Raw genomic sequence first — 26,215 nt, 5'->3', positions numbered from 1 at the left:
GGCGGGGCCCCCTGTCGGGGTCCCACGGGCGCGCCTCGGTGAGCAGCGCCAGCGGGCCCGACGCCCAGTCCACGTGGGGGGACGGCTCGTCGGCGTGCAGGGTCGCCGGCAGCGTCCGGTGCCGCAGCGCCAGCACCATCTTGATCAGGCTGGCCACGCCGGCCGCGGCCTGGGTGTGGCCGATGTTCGACTTCACCGAGCCGAGCCACAGCGGCCGGTCTGCGGGCCGGTCCGGCCCGTACGCGCCGATCAGCGCCTGCGCCTCGATCGGGTCGCCGAGGGTGGTACCGGTGCCGTGCGCCTCGATGGCGTCGATGTCGGCCGGGGCCAGGCCGGCGTTGGCCAGGGCCTGCCGGATGACCCGCTGCTGCGCGGGCCCGTTGGGGGCCGTCAGCCCGTTGGACGCGCCGTCCTGGTTGACGGCGCTGCCCCGCACCACGGCCAGGACGCGCTGGCCCTCCCGCTCGGCGTCGGAGAGACGTTGCAGCAACAGGACGCCGACGCCCTCGCCCCAGCCGGTGCCGTCCGCGCCGGCCGCGAACGCCTTGACCCGCCCGTCGGCGGCGAGACCCCGCTGCCGGGAGAACTCCAGGAACGCGCCCGGCGTCGACATCACCGTGACACCGCCGGCCAGCGCGAGATCACACTCGCCGGAACGCAGCGCCTGCGCGGCCAGATGCAGCGCGACCAGCGACGACGAGCACGCCGTGTCCACGGTGACCGCGGGGCCCTGCATGCCGAACGAGTACGCCAGCCGGCCGGAGACCACCGACGCGCCGTTGCCGGTCGCCTGGTAGCCCTCCACCTCCGACCGGGCGCCGAGCAGCAGGGTCGCGTAGTCCTGCCCGTTGGTGCCCATGAAGACGCCGGTCTCGGATCCGCGTACCCGACGCGGGTCGATGCCGGCGTGCTCGAACACCTCCCAGGTGGTGTGCAGCAGCAGCCGCTGCTGCGGGTCCATCGCCAGCGCCTCCCGCGGGTTGATCCCGAAGAACGCCGCGTCGAAACCGGCCACGTCGCGCAGGAAGCCGCCGCTGCGGGCATAGCTGGTGCCGACCCGCTCCGGGTCGCTGTCGAACATGCCGTCCAGGTCCCAGCCCCGGTCGGTGGGCATCGGCGTCACCGCGTCCACGCCGTCGGCGAGCAGCTGCCACAGCTCCTGCGGGGAGGACACCCCACCGGGGAAGCGGCAGGCCATCGAAACGATGGCGATGGGTTCGTCCACGGGCGGCCTGAGCACGGTGGTGGCGGCCGCCGGGCCGTCGTCCGCGCCGGCCACCAGTTCGGTACGCAGGAAGCGGGCCAGTTCCGCCGCCGACGGATGGTCGAAGACCACGGTCGACGGCATGGTCAGCCCGGTGGCCCGGCCCAGCCGGTCCCGCAGCTGCACCGCCGCGAGGGAGTCGAAGCCCAGCTCGCGGAACGCGCGCCCGGCCGGCACCTGGTCGGTGGAGTCGTGGCCGAGCACCGCCGCCGCCTCCGCGCGGACCAGGTCGACCAGCAGGTTCTCCTGGCCGGTGGTCGGCAGCGCGGCGAGCCGGGCGCGCAGCCCGTCGGTGCCCGCCTCGGTCTCCGGCCGCTCCGGTTCCGCCTCGACGGCCGGGGCAACCCGGTCGAACAGGCGGCTGGGCCGCGCCGCGGTGAACGCCGCGACGAACCGGGACCAGTCCACGTCGACGATCACCGGCGCCGGCTCGGGGGCGTTCACCCAGCGGCCCAGCGCCGCGACGGCGGCGTCGGGCGCGAGCGGGGCGAATCCGCGGCGGCGCAGGCCGTCGGCGGTCTCCCCGGCGGCCATGCCGTCCTCCGCCCACGGGCCGTAGGCCAGGGCGGTGGCGGGCAGCCCGGCCGCGCGGCGGGCCGCGACGAGCGCGTCGAGCAGGGCGTTGCCGGCCGCGTAGCCGGCCTGGCCGCCGCCACCCCAGACGCCGGCGACGGAGGAGAAGACCACGAAGGCGTCGAGGTCCCGGTCCCGGCACGCGCCGTCCAGGTGGACGGCCCCGAGCACCTTGCCGGCCAGGGTCTCCGCCAGGTCGCCGTCGGTCAGCTCGTACGCCGGCGCGGTCCCGCCGGACGCGCCGGCGGTGTGCACGACGGCGGTCAGCCCCGGCAGGTCGTCCACCAGGTCGGTGACGGCGGTGGCGTCGGTGACGTCGCACGCCACCACCCGCACGGCGCCCAGCTCGGCGACCAGGTCGGCCGCGCCGGGGGCATCCGGGCCACGCCGGGAGGCGAGCACCACCTCGGCGGCGCCGTTGGCCAGCAGCCACCGGGCCACGTGCCGGCCCAGCGCGCCCGTACCGCCGGTGACCAGCACCGTCCCGCGCGGCCGCCAGCCCGCCCCGGCGGGCGGGGCGGACGGCAGCAGCCGCCGGCCGAACACGCCGTTGCGGCGCACCGCCACCTGGTCGAGGGTGCCGTCGGCGAGGACCGCGACGAGCGCGGCCCGGGTGCCCCGGTCGGCGCGGGCGGGCAGGTCGATCAGCCCACCCCAGCGGTCGGACTGCTCCAGGGCCACGGCCCGGCCGAGGCCCCAGGTCAGGGCCGCCCAGACGTCGCCGCCCGGTTCGCCGGCCGTGACCGGCAGGGCGGCACGGCTGAGCGCCCACACCCGTCCGGGCAGGCCGGTGTCGGTCAGCGCCTGGGTGAGGGTGAGCAGCCCGGCCGTACCCGCGGGAACGGCCGGCGCGTGCGCGAGCGGCCGGTCCTGCCGGGGCAGGACGCACAACACCCCGGCCCAGCCCTCGCCGCTGATCGAGCGCAGCCGCTCGCCCAGCTCCCGCCGGCCGAGGGTGGACGGCACGGTCACCGTGTCCACCCGCGCGCCGGCCTCGGCGAGCGTCTTCGCCACGCCCGCGTCGGCGCCGCCACCCACCGTGGCGACCAGCCACCGGCCGGACAGCCCCGAGGTGGGGGCCGGCCGCACCGGCTCCCACCCGATCCGGTACGACCAGCCGTCCAGCGCCGTTCCCCGGTCCCGGCTGCGGCGCCACGTGGAGAGCACGGGCAGGGCCGGCGCGAGGGCGTCCACGGCGTCGCCGCCGAGCTGGCCGGCGAGGGCGGCGAGGTCGCCGCTCTCGACGGCTGCCCAGAACTCGGCGTCGCGCTCCGGGACGGCCTGCGGTCGAGGAGCCGCCTCGGGCCAGTAGCGCTGGTGCTGGAACGCGTACGTCGGCAGGTCCGTCCGCCGCGCGCCCGCCCCGGCGAACCACTGCGCCCAGGTCACCGGCACGCCGTGCACGTGCAGCTCGGCCAAGGCCGTCAGCAGCGCCTGGCTCTCCGGCCGGTCCCGGCGCTGGGCCGCGACGGCGAGCACGCCGTCATCGCCGGGCAGGACGTCCGCCGTCATCGCGGTCAGCACGCTCTGTGGGCCGATCTCCAGGAACGTGCCCACCCCGGCGGCCCGCAGCGCCGTGACCCCGTCGCCGTACCGGACAGTCTCGCGCACGTGCCGCACCCAGTAATCCGGCGTGCGGATCTCCTCGGCGTCGGTGAGGGCGCCGGTCAGGTTCGACACCACCGGCAGCAGCGGCGGCCGGAAGGCGAGGCTCTCCAGAACCGCGCGGAACTCGGCCAGCATCGGCTCCATCAAGGGACTGTGGAACGCGTGGCTGACCGGCAACCGCCGCGTCCGCACGCCCCGGTCCCGCCAGACGGCCTCCACCCGCTCCAGGGCCGCCAGGTCACCCGACACCACCACCGACGACGGCCCGTTCACGGCCGCGATGCCCAGCCGGTCGGTCAGCCCGTCCAGCGTGGACGCCACGTCCGCCTCGGACGCGTTCACGGCGAGCATCCCGCCCCCGGCAGGCAGGGCCTGCATGAGCCGGCCCCGCGCCGCGACGAGGTCGCAGGCGTCGGTCAACGTGAGCAGCCCGGCTACGTACGCGGCCGTGATCTCCCCGATCGAGTGCCCGCCCACGAAGTCCGGCGCGACGCCGAGCGACTCCACGAGGCGGAACAGCGCCACCTCGACGGCGAACAGGCCGGCCTGGGTGAAGACGGTCTGGTCGAGCAGCGCCGCCTCCGGCGTCCCCGCTTCGGCGAACAGCACCGTCTTCAGCGGCTGCGACAGCAGCGGGTCCAGGTGACCACACACCTCGTCCAGCGCGGACGCGAAGACGGGGAACGCCGCGTACAGCTCCCGGCCCATGCCCGCGCGCTGCGCGCCCTGGCCGGAGAAGAGGACCGCGAACTGGCCGCGTTCGCCGCTGGTACCGGTGACGACGGCGCCGGAGAGGTCTCCGCCGTCGAGTACCCGCAGCGCGGACAAAAGGCTGTCCCGGTCGGTCACCACGGCGACGGCACGCTGTTCCAGTGCCGGGCGGGTGGTGACCGACGACCACGCGACGTCCAGGGGACGCAGCGCCTCGTCGGCGGCGAGCCAGCGCGCCCACCGGCCGGCCTGCGCGGCGAGGGCCCCGTCGGTCCGCGCCGACAACACCACCGGCACCACCGGCGGCACCCGGCGCTCCACGATCTCACCCTCGACCGCCTCGGTCGGCGGCTGCTCGATGATCACATGCGCGTTCGTCCCGGAAATCCCGAACGACGACACCGCCGCCCGACGCGGCCGCTCCACCGCCGGCCACGGCGTCGCCTCCGTGGCCAGGGCGACGGCCCCGGCCGCCCAGTCGATGTGCGGCGATGGCTCGTCCACGTGCAAGGTCGGCGGAACAAGACCGTGCCGCATCGCCAGCACCATCTTGATCACACCCGCCACGCCGGCCGCGGCCTGCGTGTGGCCGATGTTCGACTTGATCGAGCCGAGCCACAACGGCTCCCGGCCGTCCCGGTCCTGCCCGTACGTGGCCAGCAGCGCCTGCGCCTCGATCGGGTCGCCCAACGTGGTGCCCGTGCCGTGCGCCTCCACCACGTCCACCTCGGCCGTGGTCAGACGGGCGTTGGCCAGGGCCTGGCGGATCACCCGCTGCTGCGACGGCCCGTTCGGGGCGGTCAGCCCGTTCGACGCCCCGTCCTGGTTCACGGCCGTGCCGCGCACGACCGCCAGGACGCGCCGGCCCTCCCGCTGGGCGTCGGAGAGCCGCTGCACGAGCAGCACGCCCACGCCCTCCGACCAGCCCGTGCCGTCCGCCGACGCCGCGAAGGACTTGCACCGGCCGTCCTGGGCCAGGCCCCGCTGGCGGGAGAACTCGATGAACGTCCCCGGCGTCGCCATCACGGTCACGCCGCCCGCGAGGGCGAGGTCGCACTCCCCCGACCGCAGCGCCTGCGCGGCGAGGTGCAGCGCGACCAGCGACGACGAGCACGCGGTGTCGACCGTGACCGCCGGGCCTTCGAGGCCGAACGTGTACGCCAGTCGACCGGACAGCACGCTGCCCGACGTGCCCACGCCGACGTAACCCTCGACCTCGGCCGGCTGGTCCATCAGCCGCGTCGCGTAGTCGTGGTACATCACGCCGGCGAACACACCCGTGCGGCTGCCGCGCAGCCGCACGGGGTCCAGCCCCGCCGACTCGAACGTCTCCCACGACGCCTCCAGCAGCAGCCGCTGCTGCGGATCCATCGCCAGCGCCTCCCGCGGCGAGATCCCGAAGAAGCCCGGGTCGAACTCGGCGGCCCCGTACAGGAATCCGCCCTGCCGGGTGTACGACGTGCCGCTGCTGTTCGGATCCGGATCGAACAACGTCTCCAGGTCCCAGCCCCGATCCGCCGGAAACTCCGAGATCCCGTCCCCGCCCGTGGCCAACAGCTCCCACAACTGGTCCGGGTTGTCCACCCCACCCGGATACCGGCACGCCATGCCCACGATCGCGATCGGCTCGTCGAGGCCGAGGGACGTGGTGGCGGCCGGCTCGGCGATCGCCGCGCGTACGCCGGCCAGCTCGGACCAGACGTGGTCGGCGAGCGCCGCCGGGGTCGGGTAGTCGAACACCAGCGTCGACGCCAGCCGCAGCCCCGTCGCCGCGTTGACCCGGTTACGCAGGTCCACCGCCGTCAGCGAGTCGAAGCCCAACTCCCGGAACGCCCGGTCCCCCGGCACCGCCTCCGCGCCGCCGTGCCCCAGCACCTGGGCAACCAGGCCCCGGACCAGCAGCGCGACCTGCGCCCGGCCCTCGTCCTCGGTGAGGCCGGCGAGTCGCCCGGCCCAACCGCCGGCGCCCTGTCCCGCCTGGCGGCGGGTCACGGTCGGCCCGACGAGGGTGCGCAGCATCGGCGGCACGGTCCCGCCGGTGGCCGCCGCCCGCAGGGCGGGCAGGTCGATCACCGTGGGCACCAACGCAGCCCGGTCCGCGGCCAGGGCCGCGTCGAACAGCTCCAACCCGACCTCGACGCTCATCGGCGTCAGGCCGGCCCGCGCCGACCGGGCCCGGTCCACCTCCGACACCGACGCCGCCATGCCATCGGTGTCCCACATGCCCCACGCCAGGCTGACCGCCGGCAGACCCGCCTGCCGCCGGTACGCCGCGAGCGCGTCCAGGAACGCGTTGCCCGCCGCGTACGCCGCCTGACCCGGCGAACCGAGGACGCCCGCCACCGACGAGAACACCACGAACAGGTCCAGGTCCAGGCCGAGCGTGGCTTCGTGCAGCCACCAACCAGCGGCAGCCTTCGGGGCCAGCACGCCGGCCAGCCGCTCAGGGGTCAGCCCTTCGACGACGCCGTCGTCGAGCACGCCGGCCGTGTGGACGACCCCGGCCAGCCGGCCCGGAACGCCCGCCACCAGGGCGGCCACCTGCTCCCGGTCCGTCACGTCACACGCGACCACCCGCGCCGACGCGCCCAGGCCCGACAGCCGCTCCACGAGCGCATCCGCACCCGCAGCGGCCGGACCCTGCCGCGACACCAGCACCAGCGACCGCACCCCGTACGCGGTAACCAGGTGCTCCGCCACGAGCGCGCCCAGCGCACCGGTGCCACCGGTCACCAGCACCGTTCCCGCACCGAGGACCGGGGCGGTCCCGACCGAGGCCCGGAGCAGACGCGGCACGAAGACGCGGCTCTCCCGGACGGCCAGTTGGTCGTCCGAGCCCTCGCCGACGAAGCCGGCGAGCGCGGCGGGCAGCGCCGGCTCCACCTCGCCGTCCAGGTCCACGAGGACGACCCGACCGGGGTGCTCCGACTGGGCCGACCGCAGCAGGCCCCAGACGGCGGCGCCTGCCAGGTCGCCGATCCGGTCCGCGTCCCGAACCGCCGTCGTGCCCCGGGTCAGCACCACCAGCCGCGAGCCGGCCAGGGAGTTGGCGGCCAGCCACGCCTGGACCGAACGCAGCACGTCCGACGTCACCGACCGGACCGCCTCCGGCAGGTCGCCGGCCGGCTCGGACACGCCGAGAACCGGCAGCACGAGGACCTGGGGCGCGTCCGCGCCCGCCTCGACGGCCGCGAGCACCGCCGCCACGTCCGCGTACGCCGGCAACCCGGCCCGGGCCACCAGCTCGTCCGCGCCGCCGGTCAGGACCGCCCAGCCGGACGGCTGCCGGGCTGCCGGGGCCGGGTCGGCCTGCCAGCGCACCTCGAACAGCGACCGGGCTGCCGCGCCCGGGGCGGACAGACCCGTCATCTCGCGCAGGACGAGGGAGTCGACGGACACCACGGGCGTGCCCGACTCGTCGGAGGCGACCAGCCGTACCCCGGAGCCGGCCCGGGTCAGCCGCACCCGCAGCACCGAGGCGCCGGAGGCGTACACCTGCACGCCCTCGAACGCGAACGGCACCCGCGGCCCGGCCGCCTCGTCGGTCAGCAGGAGCCCGACGGCGTGCAGGGCGGCGTCCAGCAGCGCCGGGTGGACGCCGAAGCGCACCGCCTCACCCGCCGCGTCGTCGGGCAGGGCCACCTCGGCGTACGCCTCACCGTCGGCCGTCCAGGCCCGCCGTAGCCCCTGGAACACCGGCCCGTACGCGAGGCCGTGCCCGGCGAGCGTCGCGTACCAGCCGGTCAGGTCCACCTCGGACGCGCCGGCCGGCGGCCAGGCGCCCATGGTCGGCTCGTCCGGCGAGGACGCTTCGAGGACGCCCTCCGCGTGACGGACCCAGCCCGCCTCGGGGTCGTCGTCCCGTCGGGAGTAGATGGCGACGGCACGCTGCGCGGAGCCGTCGGACGCCTCCACCCGCACCTGGACGCGCACGCCCCCCGCCTCGGGTACGACCAGCGGCGCGGCGACGGTCAGCTCCCGCAGCCGGGAGGCGCCGACCTCGTCGCCGGCCCGCACGGCCAACTCCACGAGGGCGGTGCCCGGGACCAACGTCACGCCGGACACCGCGTGATCGGCCAGCCAGGGGTGCGTGGCCAGGGACAGCCGGCCGGTGAGCACCACCTCGTCGTCGCCGGCCAGGTCCACGGCCGCGCCGAGCATCGGGTGCCCGGCCTCGCCCAGCCCCGCCCCGGACACGTCGCCGACGCGGAGGCGGCCCGAAGCGGGCCAGTACCGCTGGTGCTGGAACGCGTACGTGGGCAGGTTCACCCGCCGCGCGCCCGCCCCGGCGAACCACTGCGCCCAGGTGACCGGCACGCCGTGGACGTGCAGTTCGCCGAGGGCGGCCAGCAGCGCGTGGGTCTCGGGCCGGTCCCGGCGCTGGGCGGCCACGGCGAGCACGCCCTCGTCGCCGGCCAGGACGTCCGCCGTCAGCGCGGTCAGCACGCTCTGCGGGCCGACCTCCAGGAACGTGCCCACCCCGGCGGCGCGCAGCGCGGCCACCCCGTCGGCGTACCGGACAGTCTCCCGGACGTGCCGCACCCAGTAGTCGGCGGTGCGGATCTCGTCGGCGTCGGCGAGCGCCCCGGTCAGGTTCGACACGACCGGCACCAGCGGCACCTGGAAGGCGAGGCCCTCCAGAACAGCGCGGAACTCGGCCAGCATCGGCTCCATCAGCGGACTGTGGAACGCGTGACTCACGGTCAGGCGCCGGGTCCGGGTGCCGCGCGCCGTCCAGACCCTCTCGACCTCGTCGAGGGCGTCGACGGCACCCGACACGACGACAGCGTTCGGCCCGTTGACGGCCGCGATGCCCAGCCGGTCGGCCAGCCCGTCCAGGGACGCCAGCACCTCGGCCTCCGGCGCGGCCACGGCCAGCATCCCGCCCCCGGCCGGCAACGCCTGCATCAACCGACCCCGCGCCGCGACGAGGGCACACGCATCAGCCAACGTGAGCACCCCGGCCACGTACGCGGCCGTGATCTCCCCGACCGAATGCCCACCCACGAAGTCCGGCACCACACCGAACGACTCCACCAGCCGGAACAACGCCACCTCGACCGCGAACAACCCCGCCTGGGTGAACACCGTCTGGTCCAGCAGCGCCGCCTCCGTCGAGCCCTCCGGAGCGAACAACACGTCACGAAGCGGCTGCGGCAGCAGCGAATCCAGGTGCCCGCACACCTCGTCCAACGCCGACGCGAACACCGGGAACGAGTCATACAACTCCCGACCCATCCCGGCACGCTGCGCCCCCTGCCCGGAGAAGAGCAGGGCCAGGTGCCCACGCTGGTCGGAAGCGCCGGTCAGCACCGACCCCGACGGCTCACCGCCGGCAAGGGCCGTCAGCGCCGCCAGCAGATCCTCGCGATCGGCGGCGGTCACCACCGCCCGCTGTTCGAGGGCGGGACGGGTGGTGACCGACGACCACGCGACGTCCAGAGGACGCAGCCCTTCCTCGGCGGCCAACCAACGCGCCCACCGACCCGCCTGCGCCGCGAGCGCCGCCTCCGTCCGCGCCGACAACACCACCGGCACCACCGGCAGCACCCGACGCTGCACGACCTCACCCTCGACCACCTCAGCCGACGGCTGCTCGATGATCACATGAGCGTTCGTCCCCGAAATCCCGAACGACGACACCGCCGCCCGACGCGGCCGGTCCACTGCGGGCCACGGCGTCGCCTCGGTGGCGAGCGCGACGGCCCCAGCGGTCCAGTCGATGTGCGGCGACGGCTCATCCACATGCAACGTCGGCGGAACCATCCCGTGCCGCATCGCCAGCACCATCTTGATCACACCCGCCACACCCGCCGCGGCCTGCGTGTGCCCCATGTTCGACTTGATCGAACCCAGCAGCAACGGCCGGTCCGCCGGCCGGTCCTGCCCGTACGTCGCCAACAACGCCTGCGCCTCGATCGGATCACCCAACGTCGTCCCGGTGCCGTGCGCCTCCACCGCATCCACGTCGGCCGTGGACAGGCCAGCGTTGGCCAGCGCCTGCCGGATCACCCGCTGCTGCGACGGCCCGTTCGGCGCCGTCAACCCGTTCGACGCCCCATCCTGGTTCACGGCGCTACCACGCACCACGGCCAGAACCCGATGGCCGTTACGACGAGCGTCCGACAGCCGCTCCACCAGCAGCATGCCCACGCCCTCACCCCAGCCGGTGCCGTCCGCCGACGCCGCGAACGACTTACACCGCCCATCGGCCGACAAACCCCGCTGCCGAGAGAACTCGACGAACGTCCCCGGCGTGGCCATCACGGTCACGCCGCCCGCCAGAGCGAGGTCGCACTCACCGGAGCGCAGCGCCTGCGCCGCCAGATGCAGCGCGACCAGCGACGACGAGCACGCCGTGTCGACCGTGACCGCCGGGCCTTCCAGGCCGAACGTGTACGCCACCCGTCCCGACAGCACGCTGCCCGAGGTGCCGGTGCCGACGTAGCCCTCGGCGTCCGGCGGAAGGTCGGCCAGCCGGGAGGCGTAGTCGTGGTACATCACGCCGGCGAACACGCCCGTGCGGCTGCCCCGCAGCCCCTGCGGGTCCAGGCCGGCGGACTCGAACGTCTCCCAGGACGCCTCCAGCAGCAGCCGCTGCTGCGGGTCCATGGCGACCGCCTCGCGCGGCGAGATACCGAAGAACGCCGGGTCGAACTCGGCCGCCCCGGCGAGGAAGCCGCCGTGCCGGGTGTACGACGTGCCGCTGCGGTCCGGGTCGGGGTCGAAGAGGCCGTCGAGGTCCCAGCCCCGGTCGGCGGGGAACTCGGAGATGGCGTCCCCGCCGGCGGCCAGCAACGCCCACAGTTGGTCGGGGCTGTCGACCCCGCCCGGGTACCGGCAGGCCATGCCGACGATCGCGATCGGCTCGTCGGCGGCGACGGCACGCACGGCCGACCGCCGGGCGGTGAGCTGGCCGGAAACCTGCTCGTACAGGTGCTCGGCAAGCACGGCCGGGGTCGGGTAGTCGAACACCAGCGTGGAGGCCAGCCGCAGCCCGGTGGCCGCGTTGACCCGGTTACGCAGGTCCACGGCGGTCAGCGAGTCGAAGCCCAGCTCCCGGAACGCCCGGTCGGCGGGCACGGCCTCCGCCCCGCCGTGCCCCAGCACCTGGGCGACCAGGCCCCGGACCAGCAGGTCGATCTGGGCGCGGGCCTCGTCGGGGTCCAGTCCGGCGAGCTGGTTGGCCCAGTCGCCGCCGTGGCCGGCCTGTCGGCGGGTCACCGTCGCGCCGACCAGGGCGCGCAGCACCGCCGGCGCCTGGCCTCCGGCGAGGGAGGCCCGCATCGCGGGTACGTCGAGCGCGGCCGGCACGAGCACCGGCCGGTCCGCGGCCAGGGCCGCGTCGAACAGCTCCAACCCGACCTCGACGCTCATCGGCGTCAGGCCGGCCCGCGCCGACCGGGCCCGGTCCACCTCCGACACCGACGCCGCCATGCCATCGGTGTCCCACATGCCCCACGCCAGGCTGACCGCCGGCAGACCCGCCTGCCGCCGGTACGCCGCGAGCGCGTCCAGGAACGCGTTGCCCGCCGCGTACGCCGCCTGACCCGGCGAACCGAGAACACCCGCCACCGACGAGAACACCACGAACAGGTCCAGGTCCAGACCCGCCGTCGCCTCGTGCAGCAACCAGCCCGCCGACACCTTCGGCGCCAGCACACCCGCCAGCCGCTCCGCCGTGATCGACGAGACCACCCCGTCGTCCAGCACGCCGGCCGTGTGCACCACGCCCGCGAGCCGGCCCGCCGAGGTCACCTCGGCCACCAGCCCGGCCACCTGCTCCCGGTCCGTCACGTCACACGCGACCACCCGCGCCGACGCGCCCAGGCCCGACAGCCGCTCCACGAGCGCATCCGCACCCGCAGCAGCCGGACCCTGCCGCGACACCAGCACCAGCGACCGCACCCCGTACGCCGTGACCAGGTGCTCCGCCACGAGCGCGCCCAACGCACCCGTACCACCGGTCACCAGCATTGTTCCCGCACCGAGGACCGGGGCGGTCCCGGCCGACGCCCGGACCAGACGCGGCACGAACACCCGGCCGTCGCGGACGGCCACCTGGCCGCCCGTCACGGCCGGATCGGCGGCGACCCGGGCCAGCAGGGCCAGACTGCCCGCGTCCAGGTCGCCGTCGACGTCGGCCAGGACGATGCGGCCCGGATGCTCGGTCTGCGCCGAGCGCAGCAGGCCCCAGGCGGCGGCGCCCGCGAGGTCGGTCACCCGGTCCCCGTCACGGGCGGTCACGGCCCCCCGGGTCGCCACGACGAGCGTCGTGTCGGCGAGCACGTCGGCCGCCAGCCAGGTCTGCACGGCGGCGAGGACGTCGGCGGTGACCGTGCGGACGACGTCCGGCACGGGCCCCTCGGAGGCGGCGGGCAGCGGCAGCAGCAGTGCGCGCGGAGCCTCGGCCCGGCCCGCGCCGACCGCCTCGGTCAGTGCCTCGACGGCCGGGAACGCCGGCAGGTCCACGCCGCCGACAAGCAGGTCACCGGAGAGCAGCGCCCAGCCGGACGCGTCGTCGGCCGGGGTGACGTCTTCGGGCTGCCACGCGAGTGCGAACAGCGACCGGGCCGTCGTGCCGGGGGCGACCACGGCCGTCATCTCCCGCAGGACGAGGGAGTCGACGGACACGACCGCCGCGCCGGACTCGTCCACCGCCACCAGGCGCGCGGAGGTGCCGGCCCGGGTGAGCCGTACGCGCAGGACGCGCGCCCCGGCGGCGTGCACCTGCACGCCCTCGAACGCGAACGGCACGCGCGGCCCGCCGGCCTCCTCGGCGAGCAGCAGCCCGACGGGGTGCAGCGCGGCATCCAGCAGCGCGGGGTGGACGCCGAACCGGGCGGCCTCGCCGGCCGCCTTGTCGGGCAGCGCGACCTCGGCGTAGACCTCGCCGTCGCCGGTCCACAGCCGGCGCAGCCCCTGGAACACCGGCCCGTAGGACAGGCCGTGCTCGTCGAGCCCCGGATACCAGCCGGCCAGGTCCGCCTCGGCGAGCCCTACGGGCGGCCAGGTGTCGAGGGTCGGCCCGTCGGCCGACGCCGGGTCCAGCACACCCTCCACGTGCCGGATCCAGTCAGCATCCGGGTCGCCGTCGGACTGCGAGTGGACGGCCACGCCCCGGCTGCCCGCCTCGTCGGCGGCGCCGACGCGCACCTGCACCCGCACCCCGCCGGTCTCTGGCAGCACCAGCGGGGCCGCGATGGTCAGCTCCCGTACGCGGGAGGCGCCCACCTCGTCGCCCGCCCGGATCGCCAACTCCACGAGGGCGGTGCCGGGCACGACAACCGCGCCGGAGACGGCGTGATCGGCGAGCCAGGGGTGCGTGGCGACCGACAGCCGGCCGGTCAGGACCACCATGTCCTCGCCGGCGACGGTGACCGCCGCGCCGAGCAGCGGGTGCCCGGCGGCGCCGAGCCCGGCGCCGGTGACGTCGCCCGCCCGGGCCCGGCCGATGCCGAGCCAGTAGCGCTCGTGCTGGAACGCGTACGTCGGCAGGTCGACCCGCCGGGGGTCCGTCCCGGCGTACCACTGGGTCCAGGTGACGGGTACGCCGTTGACGTGCAGCTCGGCCAGGGCGTGCAGCAGCGCCTGCCCGGCGGCGCGGTCCCGCCGCTGCGTGGCGAGGGCCAGGGCGTCCTCGGCGAGCAGGTCGGCGTTCAGGGCGGTGAGGACGCTCTGCGGGCCGATCTCCAGGTACGTGCCCGCGCCGGCGTCCCGGAGTGCGGCGACGCCGTCGGCGTACCGGACGGCCTCGCGGACGTGCCGGACCCAGTAGTCGGCGCGGGTCAGCTCCTGCGGGTCGGCGATCGCCCCGGTCACGTTCGACACGACGGGCACCAGTGGCGCCCGGAACGTCAGCCCGTCGAGGACGGCCCGGAACTCGGCGAGCATCGGCTCCATCAGCGGGCTGTGGAACGCGTGGCTCACCGTCAGCCGGCGCGTCCGCACGCCCCGGCCCCGCCAGAGGGCCTCCACCTCGTCCAGGGCCTCGACGGCCCCGGAGACGACGACGGCGTTCGGCCCGTTGACGGCCGCGATGCCCAGCCGGTCGGTCAACCCGTCCAGGGTGGACAGCACCTCGGCCTCCGGCGCGGCCACGGCCAGCATCCCGCCGCCCGCCGGCAACGCCTGCATCAACCGACCCCGCGCCGCGACGAGGGCACACGCGTCGGCCAACGTGAGCACCCCGGCCACGTACGCGGCCGTGATCTCCCCGACCGAATGCCCACCCACGAAGTCCGGCACCACACCGAACGACTCGACGAGCCGGAACAGCGCCACCTCGACCGCGAACAACCCCGCCTGGGTGAACACCGTCTGGTCCAGCAGGCCCGCCTCCGGCGAGCCCTCCGGAGCGAACAACACGTCACGAAGCGGCTGCGGCAGCAGCGGATCAAGCTGCCCACACACCTCGTCCAACGCCGAGGCGAACACCGGGAAGGAGTCGTACAACTCCCGACCCATTCCGGCACGCTGCGCCCCCTGCCCGGAGAAGAGGACGGCGAGCCGGCCGCGCGCGGACCCCGTACCGGTGACGACCCCGGCGGCCGGGGAGCCGGCGGCGAGGGCGCGCAGCCCGGCCAGCAACTCGTTCCGGTCGCCGGCGGTGACCACGGCACGGTGTTCCAGGACGGCGCGGCTGACCACGGACGACCAGCCGACGTCGATCGGACGCCGGGTCTCGTCGGCGGCGAGCCAGCGGGCCCAGCGGTCGGCCTGCGCGGCGAGCGCGGCGTCGGAGCGGGCGGAGAGCAGCACCGGGCCGGGCCGGGCCGCATCGGGCGCCACCCCGGCCGGGGCGGGCCGGGTGTCGGCGGGTGGTTGCTCGATGACGACGTGGGCGTTGGTGCCGCTGACCCCGAACGAGGACACGGCGGCCCGGCGCGGCCGGCCGGTCTGCGGCCACTGCCGGGCCTCGGTGAGCAGCTCGACCGCGCCCGCGGTCCAGTCGATGTGCGGAGACGGCTCGTCGACGTGCAGGGTGCGGGGCAGGACGCCGTGCCGCATCGCCATGATCATCTTGATGATGCCGGCCGCCCCGGCTGCCGCCTGGGTGTGGCCGAGGTTCGACTTGATCGAGCCGAGCCACAACGGCTCCCGGCCGTCGCGGTCCTGCCCGTACGTGGCCAGGAGCGCCTGCGCCTCGATCGGGTCACCGAGCGTGGTGCCGGTGCCGTGCGCCTCCACCGCGTCGACGTCCAGCGTGGACAGGCCGGCGTTGGCCAACGCCTGCCGGATCACCCGCTGCTGCGACGGCCCGTTCGGTGCCGTAAGGCCGTTGGACGCCCCGTCCTGGTTCACGGCGGTGCCGCGCACGACCGCCAGGATGCGCCGGCCCTCCCGCTCGGCGTCGGACAGCCGCTGCACGAGCAGCATGCCCACGCCCTCCGACCAACCGGTGCCGTCGGCGGCGGCCGAGAAGGACTTGCACCGGCCGTCCTGGGCCAGTCCACGCTGGCGGGAGAACTCGATGAACGTCCCCGGCGTCGCCATCACGGTCACGCCGCCCGCGAGGGCGAGGTCGCACTCACCGGAGCGCAGCGCCTGCGCCGCGAGGTGCAGCGCGACCAGCGACGACGAGCAGGCGGTGTCGACCGTGACCGCCGGCCCCTCCAGGCCGAACGTGTACGCCACCCGCCCGGACACGACGCTGCCGGAGTTGCCGGTGCCGATGTAGCCCTCCAGGCCCTCGGGCAGCTCCTGCACCTGCGAGGCGTAGTCGTGGTACATCAGGCCGGCGAACACGCCGGTGCGGCTGCCGCGTACCCGCGCCGGGTCGATTCCGGCGGACTCGAACGTCTCCCAGGACGCCTCCAGCAGCAGCCGCTGCTGCGGGTCCATCGCGACCGCCTCGCGCGGCGAGATACCGAAGAACGCCGGGTCGAACTCGGCCGCCCCGGCCAGGAAGCCGCCGTGCCGCGCGTACGAGGTGCCGGCGTGGTCGGGGTCGGGGTGAAAGAGGGCGTCGAGGTCCCAGCCCCGGTCGGTGGGGAACTCGCCGATGCCGTCGCCGCCGGCGGCCAGCAACTCCCAGAGCTGCTCGGGGCTCTCCACGCCGCCGGGGTAGCGGCAGGCCATGCCGACGATGGCGATGGGCTCGTCCACGCTGGTGGCGGCCACCGCGTCGGGGTGGGCCGCGACCTCGCCGGTGAGCTGCTCGTGCACGTGCTCGGCGAGCGCGACTGGGGTCGGGTAGTCGAACACCAGCGTCGACGCCAACCGCAGCCCCGTCGCCGCGTTGACCCGGTTACGCAGGTCCACGGCCGTCAACGAGTCGAAGCCCAACTCCCGGAACGCCCGGTCCGCCGGCACCGCCTCCGCGCCGCCATGCCCCAACACCTGCGCCACCAGGCCCCGCACCAGCAGGTCGACCTGGGCGCGGGCCTCGTCGGGGGCGAGCGCCGCGAGGCGCTGGGCCCAGCCGCCGGCCGCGCCGCCGCCGGCCTGCCGCCGGGCGGTCGCGGTGCCGACGAGGGCACGCAGCATCGGCGGTACGCCGGCGGTGGCCGCCGCCCGCAGGGCGGGCACGTCGACCACGGCCGGTACGAGGGCGGCGGCGTCGGTGGCGACCGCCGCGTCGAACAGCGCCACGCCGACCGGGGCGGTGATCAGGCCGAGGCCGGCGCGGGACACCCGGGACCGGTCGGTGGCGCTGAGGCCGGCCGCCATGCCGTCGGTGTCCCACATGCCCCAGGCCAGGGAGTGGCCGGGAAGGCCGCGGTCGCGCCGGTGGGCGGCGAGGGCGTCGAGGAAGGCGTTCGCCGCCGCGTACGCGCCCTGGCCGGGCGAGCCGAGCACCCCGGCGATCGAGGAGAACACGACGAACAGGTCGAGGTCGAGGTGGGCGGTCGCCTCGTGCAGCCACCAACCGGCGTCGACCTTCGGGGCGAGCACCCGGGCCAGCCGGTCCGCGTCGATGCCGGTCACGACGGCGTCGTCGAGGACGCCGGCGGTGTGCACCACCCCGGCGAGGCGTTCGCCGTCGGTGAGCCGCGCGACGAGGGCGCGCACGGCGTCGGGGTCGGTGACGTCGCAGGCGAGCACCCGGACACGGGCGCCGAGGGCGCTGAGGTCGTCGGCCAGCTCGGCCGCGCCGTCGGCGTCGGGGCCGCGCCGGCTGACCAGGGCGAGGGAGTCCACGCCCCACTCGGTGACCAGGTGGCGGGCGAGCAGGCCGCCGAGCGCGCCGGTGCCGCCGGTGACGAGGACGGTGCCGCCGCGGGTGTGCGGGGCGTCGGCGGGCGGGGCTTCAGCGCGTACCAGCCGGGGGGTGCGGGCCGCGTCGCCGCGGACCGCGAGCTGCGCCGCGGCCGGGTCGTCGGCGGCGGCCGCGAGCAGCGCGACGGCGGGCTCGTCGAGGTCCCGGTCGAGGTCGGCCAGGACGATCCGGCCGGGGTGCTCGGACTGGGCGGAGCGGACGAGGCCCCACACGGCCGCGCCGGCCAGGTTGCCGGCCGGGTCGGCGTCGGTGGCCCGCACCGCGTCGCGGGTGACCACCACGAGCCGGGCGTCGACGTCGGCGGCCAGCCACGCCTGCACCTCGGCGAGCACGCCGGCGGTGGCCGTCCGGACGGCGGCCGGTAGCTCGCCGGACGGCAGGTCGGCCGGCGTCGCGGGCACGGGCAGCAGCACCAGCGGGGGTACGTCGCCGGTGGCGACCAGTTCGGCGACCCCCGGGTACGCGGGCGTGCCGGGCAGGGCGGGGGTGGCCGCGCCCAGCAGGGCGGCCGTGGGCGTGGCACCGGGGGTGAGCGGCTCGGCCTGCCAGGCGACCCGGAACAGCGACCGGGCGGCCAGGGCGGCCGCCGACGGGTCGACGCTGGTCATCTCGCGCAGCACGAGGGAGTCGACGGACACCACGGGCCGGTCGGTGTCGTCCACGGCGAGCAGCCGCACCGCCGCGCCGGCCCGGGTCAGCCGGACCCGCAGGGTGTCCGCGCCGACGGCGTGCACCTGGACGCCCTCGAAGGCGAAGGGCGCCTTGGGGCCGGTGGTGCCGTCGCCCGGCAGCAGGGCGGTGGGGTGCAGGGCGGCGTCGAGCAGGGCGGGGTGCACGCCGAAGCCGGCGGCCCCGTCGGGGCCGGCCGCGGGCAGGGCCACCTCGGCGTAGACGGTGTCGTCGCCGGCCGTCCAGGCTCGCCGCAGGCCCTGGAACGCCGGCCCGTACGTCATGCCGTGCCCGGCGAGGGCGTCGTACCAGCCGGCGAGGTCGGCCTCGACGGCGTGCGCCGGGGGCCACGCGCCGAGGCCGGCGTCGTCGCCTCCGTCGACGGCGGTGAGCACGCCCTCGGCGTGTTGCACCCAGTCGCCGTCGGGGTCGTGGTCGGGCTGGGAGTGCACGGCGACGGCCCGCCAGCCGGCGCCGTCGCGCGGGCCGACCCGGACCTGCACCCGCACCCCGCCCTGGGCGGGGAGCACCAGCGGCGCGGCGATGGTCAGCTCCCGCACCCGGCAGGGGCCGAACTCGTCGCCGGCCCGCAGCGCCAGCTCGACGAGGGCGGTGCCGGGGACGATCACCGCGCCGGCCACCACGTGGTCGGCGAGCCACGGCTGGGCCGCCACCGACAGTCGGCCGGTGAGCACGGCCGCGTCCTCGCCGGCCAGCCGGACGGCGGCGGCGAGCAGCGGGTGGCGGGCGGCGCCGAGGCCGGCGCCGGAGACGTCGGAGGCGCGGCCGGCGGGGCGGAGCCAGTACCGCTCCTCGGCGAAGGCGTACGTGGGCAGGTCGACCCGGGTGGCGGCGGCGCCGGCGAAGACCGGGGCCCAGTCGACGGCGCCGCCGGCGGCGAAGAGTTCCGCCAGGCCGGTGAGCAGGGCGCGCGGCTCGGGGCGGTCCCGGCGCTGGGCCGGCACGGCCACGACGGCGTCGTCCCCGGACAGGGCCTCGCGGACCAGCGCGGTGAGGACCGGGCCGGGCCCGACCTCGACGAACGTGTCCACGCCGGCGGCGCGTAGGGCGGCGACCCCGTCGGCGAAGCGGACGGCCTCGCGGACGTGGCGCACCCAGTAGTCGGCGCGGGTCAGCTCCTGCGGGTCGGCGAGCGCCCCGGTCAGGTTCGACACGACCGGCACCAGCGGCGCCGAGAAGGTCAGGTTTTCCAGCACGGCCCGGAACTCGGCCAGCATCGGCTCCATCAGCGGGCTGTGGAACGCGTGGCTGACCGTCAGCCGCCGCGTCCGCACGCCCCGGTCCCGCCAGACAGTCTCCACCTCGTCCAGGGCCGTCAGGTCACCGGACACCACGACGGAGGTCGGACCGTTCACCGCGGCGATCCCGACCCGGTCGGCCAGTCCGTCCAGGGTGGACAGCACCTCGGCCTCGGCCGCGTTCACCGCCAGCATCCCGCCCCCGGCCGGCAACGCCTGCATCAGCCGGCCCCGCGCCGCGACGAGGGCGCAGGCGTCGGCCAGGGACAGCACCCCGGCCACGTACGCGGCCGTGATCTCCCCGACCGAATGCCCACCCACGAAGTCCGGCACCACACCGAACGACTCCACCAGCCGGAACAGCGCCACCTCGACCGCGAACAGACCCGCCTGGGTGAACACGGTCTGGTCCAGCAGCTCGGCCTCGGCCGAGCCCGCCGCCGCGAACAGGATCTCCCGAAGCGGCTGCGGCAGCAGCGGGTCCAGGTGCCCGCGCACCTCGTCCAGCGCGGACGCGAACACCGGGAACGTCGCGTACAACTCCCGGCCCATCCCGGCGCGCTGCGCGCCCTGCCCGGAGAAGAGGATCGCGACGGGGCCCCGGTCGGCGGCGCGACCGGTGACGACGGCGTCGGTGGGCTCGGCGGCGACGAGGGCGCGCAGCCCGGCGGTCAGCTCGTCGTGGTCGGCGGCGAGCAGCACGGCCCGGTGCTCCAGTGCCGCGCGGGCGGTCAGGGACGTCCAGCCGGCGTCGACCAGCCGCGGCCGGTCGGGCGCGGCGAACCGGTCGGCCCAGCGGTTCGCCTGCCGGGCGAGGCCGTCGCCGCGGGCGGAGAGCAGCACCGGCACCAGCGGCGGCGCGGCGGGCTCGACCACCTCGCCGTCGACGATCTCGGCCGGCGGCTCCTCGACGATGATGTGCGCGTTGGTGCCGCTGACCCCGAACGAGGACACGGCGGCGCGGCGGGGCCGGCCGGTCTCCGGCCAGGGCCGGGCCTCGGTGAGCAGTTCGACGGCGCCGGCCGACCAGTCGACGTGCGGGGTGGGCGCGTCGACGTGCAGGGTGCGCGGCAGGACGCCGTGCCGCAGCGCCTGCACCATCTTGATCACACCGGCGACGCCGGCGGCGGCCTGGGTGTGGCCGATGTTCGACTTGATCGAGCCCAGCCACAGCGGCTCCCGACCGTCCCGGTCCTGCCCGTACGTGGCGAGCAGCGCCTGCGCCTCGATCGGGTCGCCCAGGGTGGTGGCGGTGCCGTGGGCCTCGACGGCGTCCACGTCGACCGTGGTGAGGCCGGCGTTGGCGAGCGCGGCCCGGATCACCCGCTGCTGCGACGGGCCGTTCGGCGCGGTCAGCCCATTGGACGCGCCGTCCTGGTTGACGGCGCTGCCCCGGATCACGGCGAGGACGCGGTGGCCGTTGCGCCGCGCGTCGGAGAGCCGCTCGACCAGCAGCACGCCGACGCCCTCGCCCCAGCCGGTGCCGTCGGCGGCGGCGGCGAAGGAGCGGCAGCGGCCGTCGGTGGCGAGACCGCCCTGCCGGGTGAACTCGACGAACGCGCCCGGGGTGACCATCACGTTCACGCCGCCGGCGACCGCCAGCTCGCACTCGCCCTGCCGCAGCGACTGCACGGCCAGGTGCAGCGCCACCAGCGACGACGAGCAGGCGGTGTCCACGGTGACGGCCGGCCCCTCCAGGCCGAACGTGTACGCGACCCGCCCGGAGATCACGCTGTGCGCGCCGCCGGTGAGCCGGTAGCCGTCCAGGTCGGGGGTCTCGTCGCCGGTGCCGTAGCCGGACGGGGAAGCCCCGACGAAGACGCCGGTGGCGGTGCCGTGCAGCGAGTCGGGGGTGACGCCGGCCTGCTCGAACGCCTCCCAGGTGGCCTCCAGCAGCAGCCGCTGCTGCGGGTCCATGGCCAGCGCCTCGCGCGGCGAGATGCCGAAGAAGACCGGGTCGAAGTCGGTGGCCCGGTCGATGAACCCGCCGTGCCGGGTGTGCGAGCGGCCGGGCGCCTCGGGGTCGGCGGCGAGAAGCCGGTCGAGGTCCCAGTGCCGGTCGGCGCGGAACTCGGTGATGCCGTCGCGGCCCTGCGCGACGAGGTCCCACAGCCCGTCGGGGTCGCTGACCCCGCCCGGGTAGCGGCAGCTCATCCCGACGATGGCGACCGGCTCGTCGGCGAGGGCACCGGTGGCCGCCGTCGCGGTGGGGGCGGCGGCCTCGGCGTCGTCCAGGCGCAGCAGGGACACGAGGTGCCCGGCCAGGGCCGCCGGGTTGGGGTAGTCGAAGATCAGGGTGGTGGGCAGGGCCAGCCCGGTCGCGCCGGTGAGCTGGTTGCGCAGCTCGACGGCGGTCAGCGAGTCGAAGCCCAGCTCCTTGAACGCCCGCTTCGGCCGCACGGCGTCGGTGCCGGCGTGGCCGAGCACGGCGGCGGCGTGGTCGCGGACCAGGTCGGTGAGCTGGCGGTCCCGTTCGGCGCGGGGCAGGGCGAGCAGCCGCTGGCGCAGCTCGGTGGCGGAGTCGGTGACGCCGTCGGCGGGGCGGGCGGACAGGGCCTCGCGCGCCTCGGCGATGTCGGCGAGCAGCGGCCGGGGCCGGGCGGAGGCGTACGCGGGGGCGAAGTGCGCCCAGTCGACATCGGCGACGGTCAGGGAGGTCTCGCCGTGCTCGACGGCGCGGCGCAGGGCGAGCAGCGCGGCGGCCGGCTGCATCGGGTTGAGGCCGCGGCGGCTGAGCAGCCGCTGCGCCTCCTCGGTGGTGGCCATGCCGCCCTCGGCCCAGGCGCCCCAGGAGATCGAGGTGGCGGTGAGCCCCCGGGCGCGGCGCTGCTCGGCGAGCGCGTCGAGGTACGCGTTCGCGGCCGCGTACGCGCCCTGACCGCCGCTGCCCCACACGCCGGAGATCGAGGCGAACGTGACGAACGCGTCGAGCTGCCGGTCGCCGAGCAGCTCGTCGAGGTACTCGGCCCCGGCGGCCTTGCCGGCCATGACGTGGTCGAACACGTCGAGGTCGGTGTCGACGAGCGGGGTGAGCTGGGTGATACCGGCGGCGTGCAGCACGGCGGTCAGCGGGGCGACCTCGTCCAGGCCGGCGACCAGCGCGGCGACCTGCTCGCGGTCGGCCATGTCGCAGGCCACCACGCTGACCCGTACGCCCGTCACGGTCAGCTCGTCGGCCAGCTCGCGGGCACCGGCGGCGTCGAGACCGCGGCGGCTGGTCAGCACCAGGTGCTCGGCGCCGTTGTCGGCGAGCCAGCGGGCGGCCTGCGCGCCGATCGCGCCGGTGCCGCCGGTGACGAGCACGGTGCCGCGCGGTCGCCACGGGGTGACCTGCCCGGCGGCGCGGGCGGTGGTGCGGGCGAGCCGCCGGACGAAGGTGCCGAAGGGGCGCACGGCGAACTGGTCCTCGTCGCCGGCGCCGGCGAGGATGCGGGCGACCTCCGCCCAGGTGGCGGCGTCGGGCTCGGCGGGCAGGTCGACCAGGCCGCCCCAGGCGCGGGGGTGTTCCAGGCCGATGACCCGGGCCAGGCCCCACAGCGCGTGCTGGGCGGCGCTGGCGACCGGCTCGGCGGGGCTGGTGCCGACACCGCCCCGGGTGACGCACCACAGCGGCGCGGGCAGGTCGGCGTCCTGCGCCGCCTGCACGAGGCGGGTGGTGGCGACCAGCCCGGTGGGGATGCCGGGGTGGCCGGGGTACTGCGCGTCGGCGAGGCCGAGCAGGGACACCACGGCGGCCGGTGGCGTCTCGCGGTGCCCGGCCAGCGACTCGGCCAGCTCCGCCCGGATGACCCGGGCCGGGTCGACGGCCAGCGTTCGCACGGCCACCCCGTCGGGCAGGGCGGCGGCGAGCAGGTCCAGCCAGCCGTCCACGGCCGCGTCGTCGGCGGGTCGGACCACGAGCAGGTCACCGGCGAGGTTCGCCCCGCCGGCCGGGGCGGCGGGCTTCCACAGCACCCGGTACGACCAGCCGTCCAGCACCGCCCGCTGCAACCGGGCCTTCCGCCACGACGACAACACCGGCAGCGCCGGGGCGAGCACCTCCGCGTCGGCCGCGCCGCCGTCGAGCTGGGCGGCCAGGGCGGCCACGTCGGAGCGTTCCACGGCCGACCAGAACTCGACGTCGACGACGTCCGGGCTGACCGGGCCGGCAAGCGCCGGCGTGCTCCGCTCCGGCCAGTAGCGCTGCCGCTGGAAGGCGTACGTGGGCAGGTCGGTGAGGATCGGCGCGGGGGCGAGGACCCGGCGGTGGTCCACCGCCAGCCCGTTGGCGTGGGCGGCGGCGAGGCTGGTGAGCAGCCGGAGCGCGGCGTCCTCGCCACGGCGCAGGGTGGCCAGCGCCCGGCCGGTGGTGCCGGTGTCGTCGAGGATCGCGGTCAGCGACATGGTCAGCACCGGGTGCGGGGAGACCTCGACGAAGTCCGTGTGCCCGGCGTCGATGGCGGTACGCACGGCGGTGTCGAACAGCACCGGCAGGCGGAGGTTCTCGGCCCAGTAGTCGGCGTCCATGCGGGAACCGTCGAGCCAGGTCCCCGTGACGGTGGAGACGATCCGGACGTCGCCGTCACTCGGGGCGAGGCCGGCCAGTTCGGTGCGTACCCGGTCGGAGACCGGCTGAACGGCCGGGGAGTGCGAGGCGTAGTCGACGGCCACCAGCCGGGCCCGGACGCCGTCGGCGACGCAGGCCGCGACCAGGTCGGCGACGGGCTGCGGCGGCCCGGCGACCGCCGTGGTGCCGGGGCCGTTGATGACGGAGACGGTCACCCCTTCGGGCAGCCGTGCGGTGACCTCGGCGGCGGGCAGGTCGATCGCGGCCATCGCCCCGGTGCCGGCGATGGTGGCCAGCGCCCGGACCCGCAACGCCAGCACCTTGACGGCGTCGGCCAGCGACAGCACCCCGGCGACATGAGCCGCCACGATCTCGCCCTGCGAGTGGCCGATCACCGCCCGGGGAATCATCCCGGCGTGCCGCCACAGCCGCGCCAGGCCCACACCGACGGCGAACAGCGCCGGCTGGGCGACCTCGGAACGGCCCAGCCACGAGTCGTCGGTGCCGGTCAGCACCGCGCGGACGTCGATGTCGAGCCAGCGGTCGAACTCGGCCTGGCACTCGGCGAGGGCCTCGTCGAAGACCGGGCAGGCGCCGATCAGCCCGGCGGCCATCGCCACGTGCTGCGCGCCCTGGCCGGGGAACACCCAGACGGGGCCCTCCCCCGGCTCGCCGGCCACGCCGGTGACGACGGTGCCGGTCGGGGTGCCGGCGGCGAGGGCGTCCAGCCCCTCGAGGAGCTGCGCCGGATCGGCGGCCACCACGGCCGCCCGGTGCTCGAACGCCGACCGGGTGGTGGCCAGCGACCAGGCCAGCCGGGCCGGATCGACGTCGCCGTGGGCGCGGACGTACCGGGCGAGCCGGGCGGCCTGCTCGCGCAGGGCAGGCGTGGACCGGGCTGACAGCGACCAGACGGTGCCGGGGGTGGCGAGCAGGCCGGGCTGCTCCGGTGCGGGGGCCGGGGCGGGCGCGGGGTCGGCCTGTTCGAGGATGACGTGGGCGTTGGTGCCGCTGATGCCGAACGACGACACGGCCGCCCGGCGGGGCCGGTCCGCCTCGGGCCAGGGCCGGGCCTCGGTGAGCAGTTCGACGGCGCCGGCCGACCAGTCGATGTGCGGCGACGGCTCGTCGACGTGCAGCGTGGCGGGCAGGACGCCGTGCCGCATGGCCATCACCATCTTGATGACACCCGCGACGCCGGCGGCCGACTGGCTGTGCCCCATGTTCGACTTGATCGAGCCGAGCCACAGCGGGTCGGCCTCGCCGCGCTCCTGCCCGTACGTGGCGAGCAGCGCCTGCGCCTCGATCGGGTCGCCGAGGGTGGTGCCGGTGCCGTGCGCCTCGACGGCGTCCACGTCGGAGGTGGTGAGGCGCGCGTTGCTGAGCGCCTGCCGGATCACCCGCTGCTGGGCGGGCCCGTTCGGGGCGGTGAGCCCGTTCGACGCGCCGTCCTGGTTGGTCGCGCTGCCGCGGATGACGGCGAGGATGCGGTGGCCGTTGCGTTGGGCGTCGGAGAGCCGCTCGACCAGCAGCAGGCCGACGCCCTCACCCCAGCCGGTGCCGTCGGCGGCGGCGGCGAACGACTTGCACCGCCCGTCGGAGGCGAGGCCACGCTGGCGGGAGAAGCCGACGAACGGGCTGGGGGTGGCCATGACGCAGACGCCGCCGGCCAGGGCCAGGTCGAACTCGCCGGCCCGCAGCGCCTGGCAGGCCAGGTGCAGCGCGACCAGGGAGGACGAGCAGGCCGTGTCGACGGTGACGGCCGGCCCCTCCAGCCCGAGGGCGTACGCGATCCGCCCCGAGACGACGCTGGTGACGGTGCCGGTCAGCAGGTAGCCCTCGTCGGCGCCGTCCGCGCCGCCGTCCTGCCCGACGCCGTAGCCGTTGGCGGCGGTGCCGACGAACACGCCGACCTTCTGGCCCCGCACCGACGACGGGGCGATTCCGGCCGACTCGAACGCCTCCCAGGACGTCTCCAGCAGCAGCCGCTGCTGCGGGTCCATCGCCAGGGCCTCTCGGGGCGAGATGCCGAAGAAGTCGGCGTCGAACTCCGCCGCGTCGTAGAGAAAGCCGCCCTGCTGGGTGGTGGACTTGCCGACCTGGTCGGCCTGCGGGTCGTACAGGTTGTCCAGGTCCCAGCCCCGGTCGGTGGGGAAGCCGCCGATGGCGTCCCCACCGGAGGCCACCAGGTCCCACAGCTGGTCGGGGCTGGACACCCCGCCCGGGTAGCGGCAGGACATGGCGACGATGGCGATCGGCTCCCGGGCCGCCGCGGTCAGCTGCTGGTTGAGCTGCTTGAGCCGGCTGGTCTCCTTGAGCGAAGCCCGAAGCGCCTCGACGACCTTATCTGCAGACGTGGACAT

At 76.2% G+C, this 26,215-nt stretch carries 1 protein-coding gene (only partly in view); it reads right to left on the bottom strand.

Annotated features, from left to right (window positions below):
* A protein-coding gene (locus ACGF5C_RS32490; RefSeq protein WP_393307879.1) for a type I polyketide synthase crosses the window boundary here: on the bottom strand, positions 1-26,215 show its 5' portion. The gene continues 3,524 nt to the left of window position 1, outside the view; the window shows 26,215 of its 29,739 coding nt (coding positions 1-26,215); the start codon lies at positions 26,213-26,215; the stop codon falls past the left edge of the window.

Source organism: Micromonospora sp. NPDC047620, assembly GCF_043205005.1.
In the GTDB taxonomy this organism is placed as follows: domain Bacteria; phylum Actinomycetota; class Actinomycetes; order Mycobacteriales; family Micromonosporaceae; genus Micromonospora.
This window is presented reverse-complemented; position numbering and strand designations above follow the sequence as displayed.